Here is an 18,553-nt window from a genome sequence, read left to right on the forward strand (position 1 = left end):
GAGTGTGGAGTGTGACGGGTGCGCTGCATCGGCGCCTTTCGGGATTTGTCGGGCCGCATTGCGCCTGTCGGCGGCCTCTCTGTCTGGAACTTGCTACGCAAAGCGGACAAGCGTAGATCATGGCAGCAGCATATGTCACTTCGCGAGGATTTCAAGTGCGATCGGTCCTCTCGGTTCACTTGCCGACCGGCCTGCACGCGCCGCCTCTGGCATGGACGCAGCCACTTCATTCTTCCGACTGGCCGGCCACCGTTTCGCCTCCGGCTCGACTCCGGTGACATTCGATATCTTCAGGATGTTCAACTCCGATTTCGGACATAGTCTTGTCCCACATTCGCGTCCGGCGAAATCGGAGTGCTCGTATGAGCAACTCTGCAACGAGGCCAGCCCAGCGAGGCCCGGCTATCGCAACAACAGCGGCCGGACCCACAAACGCCTGGGGTTGGCACCCACGTCGGCTTGGGTGAGAAGAATCCGGCGCGACGGTGCGCCTCCCCGGCGCGGTATCGCGCCAGCATGGGCTGCCGCCGCGAAGGCAGTACGCGCACTCCGTCGGAGAAAACACGCGCGATTCCGTGGCTGGTCGACTGCCGCTCCCCGTGACATTGGACCAAAGTCCAATACCTGCCGGCGCGCGCTAGTCATATTCTAGAACTGACGTACTTTTGTCCCGTTCGGCCCGATGTGAACGGCCCGTATGCGCCTCAATCCTCGTCAACACGGCGCCCGAGCCTTTTTGCAGTCGTTTCGCCGAGCGGCGGGCATCAAGTTCGCCTCTTCTTCGAAAAAGAATGGTGACCTGCACCTGATTCATCGAACCACATTGGCTGGGTGGACGGACTGGCGCCTGGAGCAGGTGTTCGACTGTCCGGGCACGACGGGAGCACGCCATGCGGCAACCCAAGATCGTCATCGTCGGCGCTGGACCGGTTGGCGGATCGGCGGCTCGTTGTGCAGCCGTGTCGATCCCGGGCGCGAAGATCGTCGTCGCCGATGTCGCGCGAGCGCGGGCCGAAAGGCGCGTGCTTGACCTCGCCCACGCTGCAGCGTCCCGGGGACGCAACCGCTTCTACGGCAAGGGCGCTACTCACTACGGGATCGCCAGCGCGATTGCGCGAACCCGCGAAGTCATCGTGCACGGCACCAACCTCAGAAGGCTTGATCATCGTTCAGCGTGCGGGGCAGGGTCCCGGCATCGGAGGCTTCAAGGACGATTCGCGGATGGATGTCGCATTGCGCGTGGGGAATCCCCGGTATTTCGTCACCTTCTTCCGCGATCCGGAGCCGCGCGAGACCTTGCTGGTCTGCGCGGCCGAGCCGCAGGTCGTCAAGAATGCGCACGCGCTGCATCCGGGTGGCGCGGAGCCGGGTATCGTCGGCAACGCTGCATCCCGGGCGTCATGACGGGGCGTCGAATATCTGCATCGTCGATGGAGACGGATTCGTCGCATCGTGGCGGCTCGATACGTTTGACTGCAAGTTTGGTATATGGCTCCAACACCTGCCACTGACCTGCAAGGAGGCAATCGATGTTGCCGACGCTCACTTCCGAAAAGGCGCTCTCCCGCGGGCTGCTAGATGTACTGATCCGCGCCGGGCTGATAGCGGTTCTGGTGATTTTCTGCTTCCGGATCTTCTACCCGTTCCTCAACCTGATGGTCTGGTCCCTGATCCTGGCGATCACGCTCTATCCCCTGCAGGTCAGACTCAGGCGCGGGGTGCTCAAAAAGGACGGCCATGCCGCGACATTGATCGTTCTGGTTACCTTCATCATCGTCCTCGTGCCGACGTGGCTGCTGGGCAACGCGATGGCCGCCTCGCTGGAGCGTGCGATTGACATCGCGAAGAGCGGCACCTTCCAGATTCCGCCGCCGGCCGAGTCGGTAGCGGCCTGGCCGCTGGTGGGCAAGCGGCTGTACGAATTCTGGATGCAGGCCGCCACCGACCTGACCGGTCTCGTGATGAAGTTCGCCCCTCAGTTGAAGGGGGTCGGTGTCGTGCTGCTGGGGACGGTCACGAGCCTCGGCGCGGGGCTGCTGCTCTTCTTCGTTGCCGTGATCGTCGCGGGAATTTTCATGGCTTACGGGGAAGCGGGGCATCGCAGCGCAGTGCAGATCGCTTCGCGCATTTCGGGCCCCGAGAACGGCCCGGCGATCACCGAACTGTGTACCGCGACCATCCGCGCGGTGGCGCAAGGCGTGGTGGGTATCGCGTTCATCCAGATGCTGCTGGTAGGCGTTGCTTTTGTCGTGATGGGTGTTCCCGCCGCTGGCGTACTGGCGTTCCTGGTCCTGTTGCTCGGGATCATGCAATTGCCCGCCACGCTGATCACGATTCCGGTAATCGCCTTTGTCATTGCCACCGAAGGTGTCAGCGCGGCGACGATCGTCTTCTCGATCTACGTCTTCGTTGCGGGACTTGCCGATAACGTACTCAAGCCCTTGCTGCTGGGCCGCGGCGTCGACGTGCCGATGCCGGTCGTGCTGATCGGCGCGCTGGGCGGCATGGTCACCGGCGGCGTGATCGGGCTGTTCATTGGTCCGGTGGCGCTTGCAGTCGGCTATCAACTGTTCTGGCGATGGGTGGAGGACCAGCCGAAAGCGGAGGTGACGCAAGAGCAAAAGCAGTCCTGATACCGCGAGGGCCGTGCCGTGCCGCGCTTCGCCCGCCCCGAACGCCTGCTGCTGATCGGCGCGGCGTGCGTCGGTGGCTGCGTCCAGCTCGGGCCCGACTTTCATCCCCAGCGCGAGGCCTGGACCGAACACTGGAGCAGCCCGCCCATCGCGCAGGTCACCGCCCAGGGCGTACAGCCCGACGCCCGGCAGTGGTGGCAGGTATTCGAGGACCAGAATCTCGAGCGTCTGATTGCCGAAGCCGACGCCCACAACGCCGACCTGAGAATCGCCGGGCTGCGCGTGGTGGAGGCGCGCGCTCAACTGGGCATTGCGCTGAGCGGGCGCTACCCGCAAGTGCAGCAGATCACCGGTGAAGTTCTGTACGGCGATGAAAAGCGCTCCGGCGGAAACCGCCCCCATTCGGGCGGATTCCTGCAATACAGCGCGGGCTTCAGCGTCGGCTGGGAACTCGATTTCTGGGGGCGTTTCAGCCGCGCGATCGAGTCGGCCGATGCCGCCTATTTTGCCGCCAAAGCCAACCATGACGATGTGCTGGTGCTGCTGCACGCCCAGGTGGCCAACACCTACTACGCCCTGCGCACGGCCGAAGCGCGCCTGCGCATCGCCCGCGACAACGCCAAGCTGCAAAAGCGCAGCTTCGAGATCACCCAGCGTCTGTTCAAGAGCGGCGAGAGCGATGAGCTGGATCTGCAGCAGGCGAAGACACAGTATCTGGGCACGCTCGCCACGATTCCCAATTTCGAGAGCCAGATCGTGCTTTCCCGCCATGCGCTGTCCGCCCTGATCGGCCGCCCGCCAGGTCCGCTGCCCGAACTGGAGGCGCAGCCGGGCAAGGAAGGCATGATCCCGCTCGTCGACCGCGCGGTGCTGCAGGACGTGCCCGCCGACCTGCTGCTGCGCCGTCCGGACGTTCGCGCGGCCGAACTGAACGTTGCTGCCCAGTCGGCGCTGATCGGCGTGGCCGAGGCCGATCTCTATCCTTCCGTGACCCTTCTTGGCAGCCTGGTCTGGACCGCCACTTCGGTGGCGGGCGCGCCCAGCACGCTGGCGCTCGTCGGCGGTCCCACCGTGAGCTGGAACGTGTTCGACCATGGCAGGATTACGAACAACGTGCGGGTACAGGACGCGCGTCTGCAGCAGCTGATCGTCGCCTACCAGAATGCCGTGCGCGAGGCCGCGCGCGAGGCTGACGATGCCGCCACGAGTCTCGTCTCGGCACTGCAGCGCGAAAGTATCCTGCGCGACGCGGAACTCGCCGCGCTGCGCTCGCTGACGCTCGCCAATACGATCTATCGCGAGGGATACTCGGACTTCCAGCGGGTACTGGATGCGCAGCGTGCGCTCTCGTCCCAGCAGGACGCTTATGTGGTGAACCGCGGCAATGCCGTGTCCAGCCTGATTACCCTTTACGCGGCCCTCGGCGGCGGCTGGCATACCGGCGAGCCGCTCGTCGACGCGGCGACCCGTGAACAGATGGAGCAACGCACCAACTGGGGCGATCTGCTGAACGATTCGAAGCCGCCGTCCGTGACGACACGCCAGGCGTTGCCGGAGGGAAATCCCGATGAGTGAGGCACCGAAACCTCCGGCAACGACGCCGCCCGACACGCCAGCGCCCGCCGCCGATCCGGCAGGCAAGGGGGTCAAGTGGGTCGTCGTGGTGATCGTAGTGAGCCTCGTCTGGTACCTGCTCGCCGACCGGTTCACGCCATACACCCAGCAGGCGCGGGTGCAGGCATTCGTGGTCGCGGTGGCCCCGGAAGTGTCGGGGCAGGTGATCCGGGTGCTCGTGCACGACAATCAGCAAGTGAAGGCCGGTGCCGTCCTGTTCGAAGTGGATCCGCTGCAGTACCAGATCACGCTCGACCGTGCACGTGCCGACCTCGATTCGATACGCCGTCAGATAGGCGCGAGCACGGCAGGCATCGATTCGGCGCGGGCATCGTTGCGCGCCGCCATCGCAAACGAGGTCAAGGCGCGTCAGGATAGCGAGCGTCTGGAGAGGCTGTACCGCGAAGACGAGGGTACCGTGTCGCTGCGCCGCCTCGAGGTGGCCCGCGCCACCCACGAACAGGCCGTGAGTCAGGTCGCCGCCGCCCGCGCCGAGGTGGAGCGCGCGCGCGAACAGCAAGGTGGCGGCGATGCGGACAACGCGCAGTTGCGCAGCGCCTCCGCCGCTGTGAAAAAGGCGGAACTGGACCTGGCCAATACGCGGATACGCGCGCGCTCGGCCGGCCTGATCACCGATCTGCGCACCGACGTCGGCCAGTTCGCCGCTGCCGGCGCAGCCGTCATGACGTTGATTTCGATGAGCGATGTCTGGGTGAGCGCGGATATGACCGAAAACAACCTGGGGCATGTCGAGCCTGGCACGCCGGTCGGCATCGTGCTTGACGCGCTGCCGGGCGAGATATTCGAAGGACGCGTTCGCAGCGTGGGGTATGGCGTCAGCGACGGCCAGAGCACGCCGCCCGGCGGTCTGCCGACCGTCCAGAACAGCCGCGACTGGCTGCGTCCGGCGCAACGTTTCCCGGTGATCGTCGAGTTTGCGCCGGGTGCGGCGCCCTCGCTTCGCGGCATCCGTATTGGCGGGCAGGCGGAAGTCATGGCGTTTCCGAGGCCGGGCAATCCGCTCAACCTGCCGGGCCGCGTGTTCCTGCGTCTGATGAGCTGGCTTTCCTACGTCTACTGATGGCGACCATGTTCAGGGAACGTGACCCTCTCAGCCAGCGTCCGCTACGCCTCGCAAGCGGCACCGCGCTGTGCCTTGCGGCCAGTTTCGGTCTCGACCTGCCGATTCCGGTGGTCGCCCCGGTATTCGCCGTCTTTCTGCTTGCCACGCTCGACCGGCCGCTGTCGCTCAAGGCCGCGCTGGGCCTCGCGCTGGTGGTGATGTTGACCACCGGCTCCGGTCTGCTGCTCATCCCGTTGCTGCGCCACTACCCTGCCTCTGGCGTGCTGCTGATCGGTCTGGGTCTTTTCCTTGCTTTCCGCTATGGTCTGCGCGGAGGAAACAATCTGATCGCGACCTTTCTGGTGGCCGGGCTCACGATGATCTCCGCAGCAGGCACCGCCGATTATCAACTGGCCGTCACGGTCGTGGGCGCCCTCGTCAAAGGGCTTCTGCTTGCCGTGGTGGTGCTGGCTGTCAGCCACTGGCTGTTTCCCGAACCCGCGAGGGGCCGCGCACAGCCTGCTGCCCCGGCCTTGCCCGATGCCGAGGCCGGCCGGATCGCATTGCGCGCCGCACTGGTGGTGATGCCCGCCTTCCTGCTCGCCCTGACCGATCCCGCCAGCTACATGCCGATCATCATGAAGTCCGTCAGTCTTGGCCGGCAAAGCTGCACGACGTCGGCTCGCGGCGCGGCACGCGAACTTCTCGGGTCCACGCTGTTCGGCGGCTTGCTGGCAATCGTGTTCTGGTTTGCACTGAGGCTCTCCGCCCATCTATGGATGTTCTTCCTGTGGATGTTGCTGTTTGGCCTGCTGATGGCGCGCAAGCTCTATTCCGTCAGGCCGCAGCGATACCGTCCCGGCTTCTGGCTGAACAGCCTCGTCACCCTCATTATCCTGCTCGGTCAGTCGGTTCAGGACAGTGTGGCCGGCAAGGATGTCTATAGTGCCTTCGCGGTGCGCATGGGCCTTTTCGTTGCCGTGACCCTGTATGCGTGCCTGATGCTCCAGCTTCTCGATCAGCCCGGCCGTGTGCGATAGCCGATAGCCCGCCCCGGGTGGCGGCGAGATGCGCTTCAAGGTTGTGACCATACGCCGTCCGTCGTCCGAAGGTGACGCTGGCCGGCCTTCTGTCTGCATCCTTTCAGGACCGGACATGTTTGCAGGCTCTTTCACGAGATTGCGAGAGGTTCCATCATGGACAATGCCAGGAAAGCCGCGGACCGCCCCTTGCAGGCTCGCCACGTGTTCGAGGAATTTGCGAGGACCATCTGGTATCTGCGAGCGATCCTCGCCGGGCTGCTGGCGATTTTCGTCCTGCTTTCGGTCGGCATGTATTACGCGGGTGGACCGATCGAAGCAGCGAACCGTGCGCCATCGTCCCTTGGGCAGACGCTTTACTTCTGCACGATCACGGCGCTCACCATCGGGTACGGCGACGTGGTTCCCACGACTACGTTGGGCCGCATCGACGCGATCCTGCTCGGCGTGGTGGGCCTGTTGGTAACAGGTGTCGTCACCGCTGCCGCGGTGCGCGGTGTCCAGGAGGCGGCGCGTCGGGCTGGCATCCAGGGCTAGGGATGCGGCGGCGGCGGGGGATCTCCCGCCGCGCAGCCTCGCCGCCGTTGACGTGCAGCTCCTTGAACGGGTGAAAGCTTTCACCCAGGCGCTCCGTGCACCGAACTGTGTATTGCCCCGACCGCTTTGCATGTTTAGACTCGCCGGGTCGACTTTCACAACGGCCTCGCATGCTGAAGATCCTCGGAAAAGCGTCGTCCATCAACGTCCGCAAAGTGCTCTGGGCGTGTGCCGAACTGCACCTTCCCTTTGAGCGGGAGGATTGGGGAACGGGCTTCAGACCAGCCGATACGCCTGAATTCCTTTCGTTGAATCCCAATGGGCTGGTACCCGTCATCAAGGACGGAGACTTCGTGCTTTGGGAGTCGAACTCGATTATTCGCTATCTGGCTTCCCGCTATGGCGGCCAGGCGTTGTATCCCGCCGACCCGGTGGTGCGGGCGCCGATCGATCAGTGGATGGACTGGCAGGCAACCGACCTGAACCGGTCATGGAGCTACGCATTTCTGGGCCTGGTCAGGAAGTCGCCCGCCCACGTGGACGCGAACCAGATTGCCGAGTCGCTCGGAAACTGGGGCAGGCACATGCGCATACTGAATAGCCGGCTTGAGACGACGGGTGCCTTCGTCGCCGGGGAGCAATTCTCGCTCGCCGACATTCCGGTGGGACTGTCAGTGAATCGCTGGTTCAGCACGCCCTTCGAACATCCCCATTTCCCCGCGGTATCGAATTATTTCGAACGGCTGGGGGAACGCCCCGGTTTTGCGGCCTACTGCAGGAATGGGACACCATAGTTAGTAGCAGCGCCATCACTCTCACGGTGTTTGCAGCGTTCCATCCTTCAACCGTGTCTGCGTCCACGTCGTCGCGGTGTTCTCACACGGATATTTCGCTGCCTCGGCCTCGTCGATGTCCACGCCGAGTCCGGGCTTGTCGTTCGCGTAGACGTGTCCGTTGCGGAATTCGGGCAGACCAGGGAACACATCGAGCAACGCAGCCTTCTGGCCCTTCAACTCTTGGATCACGAAGTTCGGCGGCTCCGTCCCCGACCACTCCTGGACGCCGAAATTGCGCGACGCCAGATCGATGTGAATGTTCGCCGCGTGCGCAAGCGGCGACATGTCGCCGGGGCCGTGCCAGGCGGTCCTCACGCCGAACTGCTCCGCGAAAATCTGCAGCTTGCGCCCGGCCGTGATGCCGCCGATCTGGCTCAGGTGAACGCGAATGAAATCGATCAGCCGCTCGGTGATCAGGAAGCGCCATTCAGATGGATTGTTGAAGAGCTCCCCCTGCGCCAGGGGGGTGGTTGTCTTCGCTCTCAGCTGACGCATCCATTCGCCTTCTTCGAGCGCGATGGCATCTTCCAGAAAGAAAAGGTCGTATTGTTCCAGTTCGCACGCAAACCTGATCGCTTCGACAGGCTTTAGCCGCTCATGCACGTCGTGGCACAGCGCGACGTCGAAGCCGACCTTGTTGCGGATGCCGTCAAAGAGCTTGAGCGTCTCGCGCATGTATTTGCGGCTGTCCAGGTACACGCCGTCAGGGGCGCCCTGAGGAGCCCCCGCGGGCGCCTTGCCGTAGACGCCTCCGCCATATCCGCCGCTTTGGCAGCGGATATGCGTGATGCCCTGTTCGCGGTACCGCTGGATGTTTTCGCACAGTTCGTTGAGGTCCCGGCCGTCGGCGTGACGGTAGATCGGCACGCCTTCGCGGCACTTGCCGCCGAAGAGTTGATAGAGCGGCATGTTCGCGAGCTTGCCTTTGATATCCCACAGCGCCATGTCGACGCCAGAAATGGCGTTGTTCTCGATCGGGCCATTGCGCCAGTAGGCGTTTTGGTGCATCAGTTGCCAGAGCTCTTCGATCGCCTCGGCATTGCGTCCGATCAAAAGCGGCCGCAGGTATTCCTCGATGAGGCACTTGACCGCGACATGCCGATACGCGAACGTCGCGCAGCCGAGACCGTACAGGCCGTCCTGATTCGTCTCCACCTTCACGACGATCAGATTGATGCCTTCGGGCGCGGTCAGGATGACCTTAACATCGGTGATGAGGGTTGCCATATTCAGTCTGCCAGAGGTGTTGGTCGAATTCGCTTCACGTGCGGCCAACGGCGAGCGGTCCCTCGTCCTTCACGCGCTGATTCGAATGCGCAGGCACGGTGATCATCAGAATGACCGAGAGCAGCAGTGCGGCCGCCATGAACATGTACGAAGCAGCGGGGCTGCCGGTCGCGCCGTTCAGGTAGCCGACCACCCAGGAACCGCAGAATGCGCCCAGCGCGCCGCATGCGTTGATGATGCCGATCGCGCCGCCGAGCACGTTGCTCGGAATCAGCTCCGGCACGAGAGCGAAGAACGGGCCATACGGCGCATACATCGCCGCGCCTGCCACGACCAGCAGCGCGAACGAGATCCAGAAATGCGAACCGCCGATCAGGTACGACGCCACGAACGCAATGGTCCCGATGAGCAGGAGCGGCCAGACGAAGAGCTTGCGATTGCGGGTCTTGTCGGAAAGCCACGAGGCGAGCAGCATCAGGATAATGGCGGCGAGATACGGCACGGCGGCGAGCCAGCCGACCGATACGATATCGATTGTCGAGGCCTGCTTCAGGATCGACGGCAGCCACATGATGAAACCGTACACGCCGATGCTCCAGAGTGCGTGAATCGCACAGCACTTGAGCACGATCGAAGAACGGAACGCCGACTTGTAGTCGCGCACCGGCGCGATGTGTGCCTGCTCCGCCTTGAGGCGCGCATCGAGTTCGGCCTTTTCGGCGTCGGTCATCCACGGTGCGTCAGCGGGGCGGTCCTTCACCGTGAACCACCACACGATTGCCCATGCGATCGCCGGCAGGCCTTCGATCATGAACATCTCGCGCCAGCCGAAGCTGTGCACCAGATAGCCGGACACGACCGACATCCACAGCACCGTCACGGGATTTCCGAGAATCAGGAACGTGTTCGCACGCGAGCGCTCGCTGCGCGTGAACCATCGGCTGATGTACATCAGCATCGACGGCATCACGGCGGCTTCCACCACGCCGAGCACGAATCGCAATGTCATCAGCATCGGGATATTGCTGACCATGCCGGTTGCCGCGGCGCACAGGCCCCACAGAATCAGGCTGAAGAAGATAAGCTTCTTGACGCTGTTGCGCTGCGCATAGATCGCGCCGGGCACCTGAAAGAGGCAATAGCCGAGAAAGAAGAGGGAGCCGATCAGTGACGACATGCCGGGCGTGATGCCCAGATCCTTGTCGATGCCCGCTGCAGCTGCGAAACCATAGTTCGCGCGGTCGAGGTAGGCGAGGCTGTACGTGATGAAGATGATGGGCATCAGATACCACCACCTTTGTGTTGCTACGGGTTTGACGCTTTCCATGATGTCTCCGGGTGCGCAGGGCGCACGAGGGTTGAACGACGGGAGTCGTTCTGGTTGTGTGTTATTCCCGTCGAGAAATTGAGTTCAGAGCACGGCGAGCCAGCCGCCGTCCACGTAAATGATCTGACCGTTCACGTAGCTCGATGCCGGCGACGACAGATACACCGCCGTGCCAACGAGCTCCTCCGGCCTTCCCCAGCGCTGCGAGGGGTTGCTGCTCTTCACCCACGCATCGAAGGCCGCGTTTTCAACGAGCGGCTTGTTCATGTCAGTGAGGATGTAGCCGGGACCGATCGCGTTCGCCTGAATGTTCGACGCGGCCCACTCGGCGCTCATCGCGCGGGTCAGCATCTTGATGCCGCCCTTGGCCGCCGTGTAGGCACCAACCGTTGCGCGTGCCGACTCGCTCGTGAGCGAACCGATGTTGATGATCTTCCCGCCCGTGCCGCGCGCAATCATGCGTCGCGCCGCTTCTTTCGCGACGATGAACGCGCTCGTCAGGTTGGTGTCGATCACGCGCTGCCAGTCGGCGAGTTCGAGTTCGACGAGCGGCTTGCGGAACTGAATACCCGCATTGTTCACGACGATGTCGACCTGCACGCCGTCCTTGTCCCATTGCGCAAAGGCGTCGGCGACGGCGTGTTCGTCGGTCACGTCGAATGCGCGGCCCAGCGCTTTGAAACCCTTGCTTTCGAGCCGGCCGGCCGCCTCGGCGACGGTATCGGAGCGCGTACCGTTCAGGATCACGGTTGCGCCAGCGGTCGCCAGCCCTTCGGCAAGCGCAAAGCCGATGCCGCGCGCTGAACCTGTGACGAGCGCGGTGCGGCCGCTCAAATCGAATAACTGTGTCATGTGCTTTTCCATTTGCGGATGCTCGAGAAATAGGCGTGCGTGCGCCCGTCGCGGCCGGGTACGGGGCCGCGATGATGTCCTGCTGATCGGTATGTCAGACGGGCTTGTCGTTGACCGTCCGGGTCAACGCGGCGCGGTCCTCGAAATCCTTCTCCGCGCGCTGGATGAGCGTGAGGACCGCTTGCTCGGCCGCAGCCGGATCGCCTTGCTCGATCGCGACGCATAACGCTTCGTGCATCGGCAGCGAGCGCGCCGGGCCACCGGCGATCTCCGAGCTGAGTTCGAAGCTGGTGCGCAAAATTGCCGAAAGCGCGTTTTGCATCTGCTGCACGAACTGGTTGTGACAAGCGGTCAGGATCGCGCCGTGAAACGCCAGATCGGCGGGCACGTACTGGCCGTGGCCAGCGACGGCGCGTTCCATCGCCTTGAAGGCGCGCCGCACGGCGATGCGGTCTTCTTCCGTCGCGCGCTTCGCCGCAAGCCTGGCGGCGTTCGGCTCGATGATCAGACGGAGTTCCATCAAGTCCTGAATCAGGTCGTCGTCGATGGCGCCCGCCCGCGCGCGCCAGGTGATCACGTCCGGGTCGAATAGCTGCCATTGCGAACGCGGAAGCACGATCGTGCCGTGGCGGCGGCGCACCTGAAGCATGCCTTTGGCGGAGAGCGATTTCATCGTTTCGCGGATGGTGATCCGGCTCACGTTCATCTGCTCCGCGAGCACGGGTTCGGCGGGCAGGATGTCGCCCGGTGCAAATTTGCCTGCGCAAATCTGCTCGCCCATCTGGTTGAGAACCTGCCGGTGTAGTGTTGCCACGGTTTTCTCTCTAGGTCATACGTATGATGTAGAAAGATATGCGAGCAAAGATATCGAAGCAATCCGGGTTGTCCCCGAGAGGTTGCAGTCGTTCCAAGGAGCTACATGGCCGTCCAGTGCTGGCGGAAACAGCCGATTTCGTCGTGATTATTCAGCGTTCGCTACAATCAACGTCGACTTCGCGGCAGGGCGAAGCACGACGCGCGAGCGAAGGAACCCATCGAACGCATCGACCGCCGCGACCGATCTTCAACTTTGACAAAGGGACCCCCGTGCATCTGACGACACCTTTCACGCCGTGGTCATCGCACGACACGCGGCTCATTCTTTCGTGCGTGCTTGGACTCGCACTGATCATCGTCTTCATCAGCGCGCTGAAGATCGCGCCGTTCCTGTCGATCCTGGTCGGTACGTTCGCCGCGGGGTTCACGGCGGGGCTGCCGCTCGACGCCGTGGCGGGCGCGTTCAGCAAAGGGGCGGGCGCGCTGCTCGGCGATGTCGGCATCATCATCGCGCTCGGGGCAATGCTCGGCGCGCTGATGGCCGATTCCGGCGCAGCCGACAGGCTCGTATCGACGATCCTCGAACATTCGACGCCGAGCCGCTTGCCGTGGATGATGGCGCTCGTCGCGATCATCATCGGCATGCCGCTGTTTTTCGAGGTGGGCCTCGTGATGATGGTGCCGATCATCTTCGTGATGGCGCGCCGCTCGCAGCAGCCGATCCTGCGCATCGCGATCCCCGCGCTCGCCGGCATGACGACGCTGCATGCGCTGCTTCCGCCGCATCCGGGCCCGCTGATCGCGGTCAGTGCGCTGCACGCGGATCTCGGCATCACGCTCGGCCTCGGCCTGATCGTCGCGATTCCGGCGGTCATCCTAGCCGGTCCGCTTTACGGCATCGCGCTGTCGAAACGGATGCACGTGGCCGAACCGGAAGAGATGGGCAAGCTGTTCCGGTCTGAAGCGACGCAAACGGACCTGCCCGGCTTCGGGATCTCGTTGATCACGATTCTGTTGCCCGTTGTACTGATGCTTGGACGCACGGTCGCGAAACTGCTGCTCGCACCGCAAACACTTCTGTTCGATACGCTCGATTTTCTCGGTGAACCGCTGGTCGCGCTCGGGCTTACGGTCCTGTTCGCCATCGTGGCGCTGGGCTGGTCGCGAGGTATGCCGCGCGAGCGCGTGGGCGCCGTTCTGCGCAAGAGCCTGCCGCCGATTGCCGCGCTGCTGCTCACCATCGGCGCGGGCGGCGGCCTGAAGCAGACGCTTGTCGTCGCCGGCATCAGCTCGACGATCGGCAAGATCGCAGTCAGCACGCATCTGCCGCTGATCCTGCTCGCGTGGCTCGTCGCGGTCGCGCTGCGTCAGGCGACCGGCTCGGCGACCGTCGCAACGACTACGACGGCGGGCATCGTCGCGCCGGTCGTCGTGGGACTGAGCGCGACCCACAATTCGCTGCTGGCCCTGGCGATCGGTGCTGGATCGGTATTTTTCTGTCACGTGAACGACGCGGGTTTCTGGATGGTCCGCGAGTATTTCGGGCTGCAGCTCAAACAGACGGTGTTTGTCTGGTCGATCCTGCAGACGATCGTGTCGGTGGTCGGTCTTGCAATGACGCTCGCGCTGTGGAGCGTGTTCGCGTGATGACGCGCTGAAACGGGCGGCTTCCGGTTGGGCGCCGACGTTCTGCGCACGTTCGGCGCGGGCTCGGACTACACGTTCGGTCCCGCGGTGGTCGGCTTTGTCGATACGCACAGCCAGTATCCGGGCACGACGTCGTTCAGCCGGAGCAGCGGGAACATCAGCGGCACCATGCGATTCGACAATTTCGAGCTTAACGGGAGATACGCACCGAGGCCTGCGCCTGGGCTGGGCATCGCCTACACTTAGACGGCGGCCATGTCGGCAATGGCAGCAACACGCCGTACGGCTCGGACCCGAAATGACGTCAAGTCAATCTGCAGACCGTGTACTCGTTTTCGACGCGCACCGACGCGCACGCCGATGCAATGTATCAGCACGTGATCGGTCACGACTACGTCGCGTTCGTCAACGCGGAGCCGGCACTTCACATACCTAAAAACAACGAGACGCAGTCGGCACCCACGAACTCTTTAGCAAGGGATTCGCTATGAAGCGCTCATCCGACTCAATTACGTTGACGTTTTTTCTGTTCATGGACCTGGCGTTGCCAACACGCGCTCAAGCGCCGGTCCTTCGTCGCTGGGCGCGAGATAGTGTGGAGGTGTCGTCATGATCGAGCCTTCCGATTTTCGGAGCACAAGGATAGTGCTTAATCACGGTGGCGGCCGTATGCCCGCCGTCGGATTCGGCACGCTGATTTCCGATGCGGCTACGACTATCAGTGCCACCAGAGACGCGCTGGAAGCCGGATATCGACACTTCGATTGTGCCGAGCGATACCGGAACGAGCGTGAGGTGGGCGAGGCCCTGCGGGCAGGGCTTGCCGCCGGAGGGATCACGCGCACAGACATCTTTGTGACCACAAAATTGTGGAACTCCAATCATCGTCCCGAGCGGGTCGAACGCGCTTTCGATGCAAGTCTTGAAAGGTTGGGGATTGACTATCTGGACCTTTATCTCATTCACACGCCGTTTGCATTTCAACCAGGAGACGAGCAGGACCCGCGCGACGAAAACGGCAGTGTCATCTACGATAAGGGCGTGACTTTGCTCGACACGTGGAGGGCAATGGAAGACTTGGTCGACCGTGGAAGATGCCGGGCCATCGGATTGTCCGACATCAGTCTGAACCAGTTGCGGCCCTTGTATGAATCGGCACGAATCAAGCCAGCAGTGGTGCAGGTCGAAGCACATCCGTACCTTCCAGAAACGGAACTTCTGGAGTTCTGCGAGGAGAACGGGGTCGTGTTCTTGGCCTTTGCGCCATTGGGTCACGGAATAAGGCCGGGGCCGCTCGAGGACCCGGTCATCTCCCGGATTGCCGCGCGAATTGGAAAGACGCCGGCACAGGTACTGCTTGCCTGGGCGCTGCAGCGTGGCGGGGCTTTGCTCACTACGCCCAAGACTGCGGCTCGCGCGCGCGAGAATTTCGACATCTCCGCGCTTCCGGCCGACGCGTTCGACGAGATCAACCGGATTCAGACAAGGCAGAGGTTTAACGAAGTCGTCAAGACCGGCAGCCCGGGTTTCATTCCGCAAAGCAAATGATAGTGAGACGTGGACTGCGTCCGGAGGCAGTCGATGATCGCCTGGTGATCTTGCTCGACGACGTTGTTCAGATACTTGTCTTGGCGAATCTTGATCGGCGTTTCCCGCTCCGCGTCAAGAGCGCCCAACACTCAGATAGATGTGCTGCTTGTGCGAGTTCGACCGAAAGGGGATCGGATGACTCTTTCCACCTGAGATTTCTTGTCGTGCCGGGTCGGCGCCCGAATGTAAGCGGGTAAGTCCGGTCCCAATTTCTGCTCCTGTCGGTTTCAAGCAAGGTCTCCCAATTCGGGTAGGCGGTGGGAGCCACTAGAATTGACGAGTCGAAACAGGCAAAGCCTCATCACACGGGCTTTTTGGGGCGCGTGGGGCAGGGCGGGCCGTTCAACTTTTTGCGTTCGAGGTGTTCACGATATAGTTGATGGCGACCGTGTTGGCCCCGACCTGACCGATGTCCGTCACCGCTTTGACCAACGCCACGACCCAGCACACGACAGGAGGCGCCGCAATGACGATTAATAGAAAGATTGCCGACCACTACGAGACCTACGTTCCGCAAGGCGAAAACTGGCTGGCGACGCATCCGGAAGATACCTTTGGCGGCATCGACAAGTCAGCCTGGCGTGCGATCTCGATCAAATCGACGGACGTCCCGAAGGAAGCCTATGAAGCTTGGGTCGCGCGGTTAGTCAAACGATTCAAAGCTGCCGAGTTCGACTTCGACGCAATAAATACGCCTGAAGGCTTCGAAGCCTTCCACGCATCGCTGGTCGAAGACAACAAGACCTGTTGGGCCGCGCGTGGCCTGGAAGCACCGTCGCATCACGTCGTCCTGCTCATGGTCGACTCAGCGTTAAAGTTTTTTCGGCGTACGGACAACAACCGCTGGCCGGTATTGCATCAGGCCGTGCGCAGGTATGGACACACCGTGTTGAATGAGCGGGCTCAAAGCCTGCTTAAAGAGCTCTTCGCCGACGAGAAGCGCTACATTTCGGCCGGCGCGACTGACGAGATTGACACGTCGTACAAAGCCCAGCAAGCGCGGATTCGCGACTTCTGCGAGCAGTACGGAGGCAGCCCGCTGGTTGTCGACGCGTACGCCCACGATCACCACTTCAAATGAGTTGTGAACGTTGGTATTCGAGGGGCTATACGAGCATTTCAGTGATTTGCTTTGTGTTTGCGAAATAGCCGCATGGATTTGTTCCATCTTCCGCGCAACCCGCAGTGGGCCAGGGCAGAGGCGTATGGTTGCAATTGACTCTGCCCGTCAGCGCTTTCTTGATTGCTGGCTCAGCGGATACAGGGGAATTCAATCTCGATCGTCGGAGCGGCGAAAGCACGTCTGGAGTGAGTGTCATGCCGATTGCCCGGATGACCTTATTGATACGATGTTTATATCGCTTGCTTGTCTCATACGATTCGCAATGCCGCGCAGTCTCGCTCCACGCCAACGACTGACAAGCGAGATGTGCCGGTCCAACGGCTCCCTATCCTCAATTGGCGTCGAAGGTTGCAATGTGCGCGTGGCAGGTTCCGGGAGTCTGTTCGCGAGTGTGCCGATGCTGCCGACTGCGGACCAGAGTCTGAAGCCCAGGCACTATAGCGACAACGACATGGGCCATGCATGACGGGTCGCGCCGCGCGCCTGACCAGATCCTCAGGGTTGTGGCATCGGATCTGTGTTGACGAGATTTTTATGTATTGCATCCGATCTTTATCGGCGACTTGACGCCTCTTTTGCTCAAATGAAAGCGTGCAAGAACGATATGAAGGGCAGTGCCTTGTTACGTTTATTGATCCCGGTTGTTCATCATGAAGGCGGTCTCTACGCCGCACGCCACGCAGCGTTTCTGTTTGCAATCTTCGACGACGCGAGTGTCTGCTGCCACTGGACACGCGTTTTCGGCCCGATAGCCGGGGCGATCGCGGCGAGCAAGTCGGCCAGACAATCCGACGCCTTGATAGTGGACGCGCGCCAACTGGGTTTCCTTACTCCCGCAACCGGGGGCGCATCTCATCGCGTTTATCGAGGCCAAGGTTTCAGCAGCATCGCAGAGTTCGCTCGCATGCCGGTAAAGTGGCGCGGCAGCGCCATCCTGAGCGAACCAACGGATGCCAACCTTGCCCGTGCTATGTGGTCACGTGGTATCGAATTGCCTCAGCGCGATGCAGCTTGAGGCGCCGAGGCATTGCGGGCCTCTATCGAATCACGCTTTCCCGTTATCTGCATGGGCTCCCTCAAACAAGGCCGTCGTGCACTTCATCGCCGCACCACCCCGTGTTGAGATCATATTTTCTGCTGGCTCCGCATCCTGCTCAACGGCTTCCGGATAGCCCGTATGATCGCCAAGAGGCAGATGCGAGAGAGTGGTATCTGGCGAGTTCCAGCCAGGTCGTTTCGGCCGCATGGTCCACAAACAAAGGAAAACGAAGATGAAGGGTTTCAAGAAGCAGTTGCTGTGCAGTGCGTTAGGCGCCGCGCTCGTCGCGACGATGACAACCGTCACCGCGGCTGAAGCCAATAAGCCGACGATCAAGATTGGCTATGTCGAAGGTTGGGATGACAGTGTTGCAACATCTAACGTGGTGGCACGCGTCATCGAGAGGCGTCTGGGCTATCCGGTCCAACTCGTCCCCGTGGCGGCAGGGGTGATGTGGCAGGGTGTGGCGCGAGGTGATCTGGATGCGACACTGTCAGCGTGGCTGCCGGTGACACATGGCGCCTACTGGGAACAGTTCAAAGGGAAGGTGACCGACCTTGGCACAAACTTTCCCGATGCGAAGATTGGATTGGTCGTGCCTGCTACGCTGCCCGAGAAGAGCGTAGCCGATCTTGAAGCGCACAAGGCCGATTTCAATGGCCGGATCGTTGGAATTGATGCGGGTGCCGGTGTGATGAAGCGAACCGACGATGCCATCAAGGCTTATAACCTCAGTCTCACGCTGATGCCGAGTTCGGGCAGTGCCATGACGGCGGAACTCGCTCGCCAGATGAAAGCGGACAAGCCGATTGTCGTGACAGGCTGGGCACCGCACTGGATGTTTGGCAAGTGGAAACTCAAATTCCTGGACGATCCCAAGAAGGTGTTCGGCGGCGCCGAACATGTTGATAGCGTGGTCAACCCGCAGCTCGAGACGAAGGCCCCGCTTGTGGTTGCCTTCCTCAAGAAGTTCCAGTGGAAACCGGGTGAGATCGATAGCGTCATGCTGGCTACCGAGAATGGCAGCAAGCCGACGGCTGCGGCCGATGCGTGGATTTCCGCGCACGGGGATCGCGTGGATAGCTGGGTTGCTGGCGCGCAGTGACGCTTTCCGGCTTCGTGTTTCCCGCCTGACGTCGATAGCCAGACGCACTTGCCTTATATCCATGTGTCCCGCATTCGCGCAGATAGGGTGATGCGTGCGTCCCG

The 18,553-nt window shown here is 62.1% G+C and carries 15 protein-coding genes and 2 pseudogenes; 12 read left to right on the forward strand and 5 right to left on the reverse strand.

Annotated elements, in window-relative coordinates; translation table 11 throughout:
- Nucleotides 1-993: 993 nt before the first annotated feature.
- The 7 genes and pseudogenes from BG61_RS44715 to BG61_RS31070 form a co-directional block, all read left to right on the forward strand.
- Nucleotides 994-1,383: pseudogene (locus tag BG61_RS44715) on the forward strand (DUF3141 domain-containing protein); the annotation flags it as partial.
- Between the two features lie 146 nt (nt 1,384-1,529).
- Nucleotides 1,530-2,633: an AI-2E family transporter gene (locus tag BG61_RS31045; RefSeq protein WP_035928477.1), complete on the forward strand. Its 1,104-nt coding sequence runs from the start codon at nt 1,530-1,532 to the stop codon at nt 2,631-2,633.
- Between the two features lie 18 nt (nt 2,634-2,651).
- Nucleotides 2,652-4,208 (forward strand): TolC family protein, encoded by a 1,557-nt coding sequence (locus tag BG61_RS31050; RefSeq protein ID WP_035928474.1) that lies wholly within the window; start codon nt 2,652-2,654, stop codon nt 4,206-4,208.
- Nucleotides 4,201-5,328 carry an HlyD family secretion protein gene (locus tag BG61_RS31055; protein WP_035928471.1) on the forward strand — a complete coding sequence of 376 codons (1,128 nt, stop codon included), beginning with the start codon at nt 4,201-4,203 and terminating at the stop codon, nt 5,326-5,328. The genes BG61_RS31050 and BG61_RS31055 overlap by 8 nt, the downstream gene beginning before the upstream one ends.
- Before the next feature lie 8 nt (nt 5,329-5,336).
- Nucleotides 5,337-6,350: a DUF2955 domain-containing protein gene (locus BG61_RS31060; RefSeq protein ID WP_035928860.1), complete on the forward strand. Its 1,014-nt coding sequence runs from the start codon at nt 5,337-5,339 to the stop codon at nt 6,348-6,350.
- Nucleotides 6,351-6,506: 156 nt separating this feature from the next.
- Nucleotides 6,507-6,887 (forward strand): potassium channel family protein, encoded by a 381-nt coding sequence (locus BG61_RS31065; protein ID WP_035928469.1) that lies wholly within the window; start codon nt 6,507-6,509, stop codon nt 6,885-6,887.
- A 170-nt stretch (nt 6,888-7,057) separates the two neighbouring features.
- The gene (locus BG61_RS31070) at nt 7,058-7,681 is read left to right on the forward strand and encodes a glutathione S-transferase family protein (protein WP_035928466.1); all 624 of its coding nucleotides are present in this window, start codon (nt 7,058-7,060) and stop codon (nt 7,679-7,681) included.
- A gap of 21 nt (nt 7,682-7,702) precedes the next feature.
- Here the strand turns inward: BG61_RS31070 and BG61_RS31075 are convergent, their stop codons facing one another.
- From BG61_RS31075 to BG61_RS31090, 4 genes are all read right to left on the reverse strand, one after another.
- Nucleotides 7,703-8,950: an enolase C-terminal domain-like protein gene (locus BG61_RS31075; RefSeq protein WP_035928463.1), complete on the reverse strand. Its 1,248-nt coding sequence runs from the start codon at nt 8,948-8,950 to the stop codon at nt 7,703-7,705.
- A gap of 34 nt (nt 8,951-8,984) precedes the next feature.
- Entirely contained in the window at nt 8,985-10,277 is a 1,293-nt protein-coding gene (locus tag BG61_RS31080; protein ID WP_035928460.1) for an MFS transporter, read from the reverse strand.
- Between the two features lie 84 nt (nt 10,278-10,361).
- Complete coding sequence (locus BG61_RS31085; RefSeq protein ID WP_035928857.1) at nt 10,362-11,129, reverse strand: SDR family oxidoreductase; 768 nt, start codon at nt 11,127-11,129, stop codon at nt 10,362-10,364.
- A gap of 94 nt (nt 11,130-11,223) precedes the next feature.
- Nucleotides 11,224-11,943 carry a FadR/GntR family transcriptional regulator gene (locus tag BG61_RS31090; RefSeq protein WP_035928457.1) on the reverse strand — a complete coding sequence of 240 codons (720 nt, stop codon included), beginning with the start codon at nt 11,941-11,943 and terminating at the stop codon, nt 11,224-11,226.
- Between the two features lie 272 nt (nt 11,944-12,215).
- On the opposite strand from BG61_RS31090, the gene BG61_RS31095 reads away from it, so the two are divergent.
- Together BG61_RS31095 and BG61_RS31105 are read left to right on the forward strand one after the other, a co-directional pair.
- Nucleotides 12,216-13,592, forward strand: a complete 1,377-nt coding sequence (locus tag BG61_RS31095) for a GntT/GntP/DsdX family permease (RefSeq protein ID WP_035928455.1) — start codon at nt 12,216-12,218, stop codon at nt 13,590-13,592.
- A gap of 609 nt (nt 13,593-14,201) precedes the next feature.
- Entirely contained in the window at nt 14,202-15,140 is a 939-nt protein-coding gene (locus BG61_RS31105) for an aldo/keto reductase (RefSeq protein ID WP_035928449.1), read from the forward strand.
- A gap of 35 nt (nt 15,141-15,175) precedes the next feature.
- Here the strand turns inward: BG61_RS31105 and BG61_RS43600 are convergent.
- Nucleotides 15,176-15,268, reverse strand: a pseudogene (locus tag BG61_RS43600) (IS6 family transposase); the annotation flags it as partial.
- A 323-nt stretch (nt 15,269-15,591) separates the two neighbouring features.
- Here BG61_RS43600 and BG61_RS31110 point away from each other — a divergent pair.
- The 3 genes from BG61_RS31110 to BG61_RS31120 all read left to right on the forward strand — a co-directional run bounded on the left by BG61_RS31110 (nt 15,592) and on the right by BG61_RS31120 (nt 18,449).
- Nucleotides 15,592-16,263, forward strand: coding sequence for a hypothetical protein (locus tag BG61_RS31110; RefSeq protein ID WP_129572083.1), 672 nt, complete (start codon nt 15,592-15,594; stop codon nt 16,261-16,263).
- A 562-nt stretch (nt 16,264-16,825) separates the two neighbouring features.
- Nucleotides 16,826-17,320, forward strand: a complete 495-nt coding sequence (locus tag BG61_RS31115; RefSeq protein WP_129572082.1) for a hypothetical protein — start codon at nt 16,826-16,828, stop codon at nt 17,318-17,320.
- Nucleotides 17,321-17,576: 256 nt separating this feature from the next.
- A complete protein-coding gene (locus tag BG61_RS31120; protein WP_035928848.1) occupies nt 17,577-18,449 on the forward strand; it encodes a glycine betaine ABC transporter substrate-binding protein in 873 nt (290 codons plus the stop codon).
- Nucleotides 18,450-18,553: the final 104 nt, after the last annotated feature.

The organism is Caballeronia glathei (assembly GCF_000698595.1).
Taxonomy (GTDB): domain Bacteria; phylum Pseudomonadota; class Gammaproteobacteria; order Burkholderiales; family Burkholderiaceae; genus Caballeronia; species Caballeronia glathei.

Coding starts and splice junctions, on each gene's coding strand:
- BG61_RS31045 (WP_035928477.1), top strand. CDS start 1,530: ATGTTGCCGACGCTCACTTCCGAAAAGGCGCTCTCCCGCGGGCTGCTA.
- BG61_RS31055 (WP_035928471.1), top strand. CDS start 4,201: ATGAGTGAGGCACCGAAACCTCCGGCAACGACGCCGCCCGACACGCCA.
- BG61_RS31060 (WP_035928860.1), top strand. CDS start 5,337: ATGTTCAGGGAACGTGACCCTCTCAGCCAGCGTCCGCTACGCCTCGCA.
- BG61_RS31065 (WP_035928469.1), top strand. CDS start 6,507: ATGGACAATGCCAGGAAAGCCGCGGACCGCCCCTTGCAGGCTCGCCAC.
- BG61_RS31070 (WP_035928466.1), top strand. CDS start 7,058: ATGCTGAAGATCCTCGGAAAAGCGTCGTCCATCAACGTCCGCAAAGTG.
- BG61_RS31075 (WP_035928463.1), bottom strand. CDS start 8,950: ATGGCAACCCTCATCACCGATGTTAAGGTCATCCTGACCGCGCCCGAA.
- BG61_RS31080 (WP_035928460.1), bottom strand. CDS start 10,277: ATGGAAAGCGTCAAACCCGTAGCAACACAAAGGTGGTGGTATCTGATG.
- BG61_RS31085 (WP_035928857.1), bottom strand. CDS start 11,129: ATGACACAGTTATTCGATTTGAGCGGCCGCACCGCGCTCGTCACAGGT.
- BG61_RS31105 (WP_035928449.1), top strand. CDS start 14,202: ATGATCGAGCCTTCCGATTTTCGGAGCACAAGGATAGTGCTTAATCAC.
- BG61_RS31110 (WP_129572083.1), top strand. CDS start 15,592: ATGTCCGTCACCGCTTTGACCAACGCCACGACCCAGCACACGACAGGA.
- BG61_RS31120 (WP_035928848.1), top strand. CDS start 17,577: ATGAAGGGTTTCAAGAAGCAGTTGCTGTGCAGTGCGTTAGGCGCCGCG.